4 protein-coding genes are annotated in these 3,878 nt (G+C 68.4%); 1 reads left to right on the top strand and 3 read right to left on the bottom strand.

The window, feature by feature from the left end; translation table 11 throughout:
* Positions 1-194: 194 nt before the first annotated feature.
* From H5J30_RS21195 to ctaC, 3 genes are read right to left on the bottom strand one after another with little or no spacing between them, the layout of a single operon-like run.
* A complete protein-coding gene (locus H5J30_RS21195) occupies positions 195-593 on the bottom strand; it encodes a cytochrome c oxidase subunit 4 (RefSeq protein WP_181788977.1) in 399 nt (132 codons plus the stop codon).
* Entirely contained in the window at positions 590-2,341 is a 1,752-nt protein-coding gene (gene ctaD / locus H5J30_RS21190) for an aa3-type cytochrome oxidase subunit I (RefSeq protein ID WP_181788976.1), read from the bottom strand. The genes H5J30_RS21195 and ctaD overlap by 4 nt, the downstream gene beginning before the upstream one ends.
* A complete protein-coding gene (ctaC, locus tag H5J30_RS21185) occupies positions 2,338-3,336 on the bottom strand; it encodes an aa3-type cytochrome oxidase subunit II (protein WP_181788975.1) in 999 nt (332 codons plus the stop codon). Before ctaC ends, ctaD begins: the two co-directional genes overlap by 4 nt.
* Before the next feature lie 238 nt (positions 3,337-3,574).
* Between ctaC and H5J30_RS21180 the strand changes: the two genes are divergently transcribed.
* Positions 3,575-3,878 (top strand): aminotransferase class V-fold PLP-dependent enzyme (locus H5J30_RS21180; protein ID WP_181788974.1); only part of this gene is annotated, 304 nt, incomplete at its 3' end.

Below are 3,878 nucleotides of genomic sequence, written 5' to 3'. Positions count from 1 at the left end.
GGCGGCGAGGCCCGGGGCGAGGGCGACCAACAGCAGGGAGCAACTGACTGCCGTGCGGCGATGGGGCGTTTGGCTCATGATCACACGCTAGGCAGATGCTCCGTGCGGCGCACGGTGTGTGGGCCGAACGAGGGGGCCGCGGCACCCGTTCGGCGTGCCGCGGCCCCCTCGGTGGAGCTGTGCTGTAGTGCGCGCTACTGGTTCTGGTCCACCCCGCGGTAGTACTCGAAGACCCAGCCGAAGAGGCCGACCAGGATCACGGGGATGGAGAAGTACAGCAGCCACCAGTTGAGGACGACGCCCAGGAAGGCGAGCGCCCCGCCGATCGCCAGGGAGAGCGGCTGCCAGCTGTGCGGGCTGAAGAAGCCCAGCTCGCCGGCGTCGTCGGCGACCTCCGCCTCCTTGTTGTCCTGCGCCCCGGTGTCGACCCGGCGGGCCGTGAAGACCAGGTAGTACCCGATCATCGCGGTCAGGCCGAAGGCCAGGAACAGCGCCGTGGTGCCGACCGGCTCCTTCGACCAGTAGCCGTAGACGATCGCCGCGATCAGGACGAAGGCGGCGAGCCAGCCGAACATGTGGCCCTGGATCTTCACTTCGCTTCCCCTTCGCTGCCGCCGCCGACGAGCGTCTTGTCACCGGCGCCGTGGCCGTGGCCGACCGCGGCCGCCGCGATCTCGGGATGGTGCAGGTCGAAGGCCGGCGATTCGGACCGGATGCGCGGCAGCGAGGTGAAGTTGTGCCGCGGCGGCGGGCAGGACGTGGCCCACTCCAGCGAGCGGCCGTATCCCCACGGGTCGTCGACCTCGACCTTCTTGCCGTACTTGGCGGTCTTCCACACGTTGTAGAAGAACGGCAGCATCGACATGCCGAGCAGGAACGAGCTGATCGTCGAGAAGGTGTTCAGGGCGGTGAAGCCGTCGGCCGCGAGGTAGTCCGCGTACCGCCGGGGCATGCCCTCGGCGCCCAGCCAGTGCTGCACCAGGAACGTGCCGTGGAAGCCGATGAACAGCGTCCAGAAGGTGATCTTCCCGAGTGTCTCGTCGAGCATCTTGCCGGTGAACTTGGGCCACCAGAAGTGGAAGCCCGCGAACATCGCGAAGACGACGGTGCCGAAGACCACGTAGTGGAAGTGGGCCACCACGAAGTACGAGTCGGAGACGTGGAAGTCCAGCGGCGGCGAGGCCAGGATGACACCGGTCAGACCGCCGAAGGCGAACGTGACCAGGAAGCCGATGGACCAGAGCATCGGTGTTTCGAAACTCAGTGATCCCTTCCACATCGTGCCGATCCAGTTGAAGAACTTCACTCCCGTTGGCACCGCGATCAGCATGGTCATGAATGCGAAGAACGGTAGGAGCACGCCTCCTGTCACGTACATGTGGTGCGCCCACACGGTCACGGACAGGCCGGCGATGGAGATCGTGGCGGCCACCAGGCCGATGTAGCCGAACATCGGCTTGCGGCTGAAGACCGGGATGACCTCGGAGATGATGCCGAAGAACGGCAGCGCGATGATGTACACCTCTGGATGGCCGAAGAACCAGAAGAGGTGCTGCCAGAGCAGCGCTCCGCCGTTCGCCGGGTCGAAGATGTGCGCCCCGAACTTGCGGTCCGCCTCCAGCGCGAGCAGCGCGGCGGCCAGCACCGGGAAGGCGAGCAGCACCAGCACACCGGTGAGCAGCACGTTCCAGGTGAAGATCGGCATCCGGAACATCGTCATGCCCGGCGCCCGCATGCAGATGATGGTCGTGATGAAGTTGACCGAGCCGAGGATGGTGCCGAAGCCGGAGAGCGCCAGACCCATGATCCACATGTCGGCGCCGACGCCCGGCGAGCGCACCGCGTCGGAGAGCGGTGTGTACGCGAACCAGCCGAAGTCGGCCGCGCCCTGCGGGGTGATGAAGCCGGCGACGGCGATCAGCGACCCGAAGAGGTACAGCCAGTACGCGAACATGTTCAGCCGCGGGAACGCCACGTCCGGCGCGCCGATCTGCAGCGGCATGATCCAGTTCGCGAAGCCCGCGAACAGCGGCGTCGCGAACATCAGCAGCATGATCGTGCCGTGCATCGTGAACGCCTGGTTGAACTGCTCGTTGCTCATCACCTGCGTGCCCGGCCGGGCCAGCTCGGCACGCATGAACAGCGCCAGGACACCGCCGACGATGAAGAAGAAGAACGACGTCGCCAGGTACAGCGTGCCGATCGTCTTGTGGTCGGTGGTCGTCATCCACTTGACCACGACGTTGCCGGGCTCGCGGCGGCGCGCGGGCACCTCGTCCTCGTAGGTGTCTTCGTCCGTGCCCGCGGTCGCCGCACCCTGGGGTTCGTTGAGGATGCTCATTGCTGGTTGGTCTCCGCATTCCTAGCGGCGTCGGTCTGAGGGATGCCCGCCGGGATCGACCCGGTCTGGCCCTTGGCGGCCAGCTCCTGGAGATGCTGCTGGTACTCCTCGGGGGAGACCACCTTCACGTTGAAGAGCATCCGGGAGTGGTCCGCGCCGCACAGCTCGGCGCACTTGCCCATGAAGGTGCCCTCCTTGTTGGGGGTCACCTCGAAGACGTTGGTGTGGCCGGGGATGACGTCCTGCTTCATCAGGAACGGCACCACCCAGAAGGAGTGGATGACGTCCCGGGAGGTCAGCACGAACTGGACCGTCTCACCCTTGGGGAGGACCAGCGTGGGGCCCGGGTTGCCGGTGTCCTCGTCCTCGCTGGCGGGCACGCCGTAGTCGTAGACGCCCTCGGCGCCCTTCGGCACGGCCTCGTAGTCCCGGTCAGGGATGGCGGCGAGTTCCTTGGGCCGCTTCGCCGGCGTGGCGGCGTCGCCGTCCACGTCCTCCAGGTAGTTGAAGCCCCAGCTCCACTGGTAGCCGACGATGTTGACGACGTGGTCCGGCTTCTCCGACGTCTCCAGCAGCTTGCTCTCGTCGCGCGCGGTGAAGTAGAAGAACACCGCCACGACGATGAGCGGGACGACCGTGTACAGCGCCTCGATGGGCAGGTTGTACCGGATCTGGGCCGGGACCTCGATCTTGGTCCTGGAGCGGCGGTGGAAGATGACGCTCCACAGGATCAGGCCCCAGACGATGACCCCGACGGCCAGCGCGGCCGCCCAGGAGCCCTGCCACAGGGAAAGGATCCGCGGCGCCTCCTCGGTGGCCGGCGACGGCATGCCCAGACGGGGGAAGTCCTTGTAGGTGCAACCGGAGAGGGTGACCAGGACCAGGCCCGCGGCCAGCGCCTGCGGCAGCCTTCGCCGCATCGTGCGCCGCGGCGAGCGGGTACCTCCCGCGGCTGCCTTGCGGCCGCGGGGGAGGTCGGAGCCGTTGTGACTCACGTAGCGCCTTCCCGAGAGTCTCGCCCACGGTCCCTTCGGGCGCGCGGGCAGCAGGTTTGGATGTTTACGCGGACCAAACCCTACTGGACGCCATTTGGGGTCGCTCGGGGAGGGTGCCCTGGCGCGCCGGGGGCACTCCGATGGGGTGGCGGCGGCCGTCAACTCGGTCCCGCCGGTCCTCCGTCGGGGCTCCGCCGCCGTGCGCCCCGCCGCCCGGACCAGGGGTTAGCGTGGTCGGGTGCCGTACTTCGACGCCGCCTCGTCCGCCCCCCTTCACCCGATCGCCCGGCAGGCGCTGCTCGCCGCGCTGGACGAGGGCTGGGCCGACCCGGCCCGGCTGTACCGGGAGGGCCGCCGGGCGCGGCGCCTGCTGGACGCCGCGCGCGAGACCACCGCGGAACTGGTCGGCTGCCGGCCGGACGAGCTGGTGTTCACGTCCTCGGGTACGCGCGCGGTGCACGACGGGATCGCCGGGGCGCTGGCGGGCCGCCGCCGTACCGGCCGGCACCTGGTGGTGTCGGCGGTCGAACACTCGGCCGTCC

Source organism: Streptomyces phytophilus (genome assembly GCF_013870535.1).
In the GTDB taxonomy this organism is placed as follows: Bacteria; Actinomycetota; Actinomycetes; order Streptomycetales; family Streptomycetaceae; genus Streptomyces; species Streptomyces phytophilus.
This window is presented reverse-complemented; position numbering and strand designations above follow the sequence as displayed.

What these genes read in the sequence shown, in the direction of transcription:
- ctaD (WP_181788976.1), bottom strand. Translation starts at nt 2,341, where the DNA reads ATGAGCATCCTCAACGAACCCCAGGGTGCGGCGACCGCGGGCACGGAC.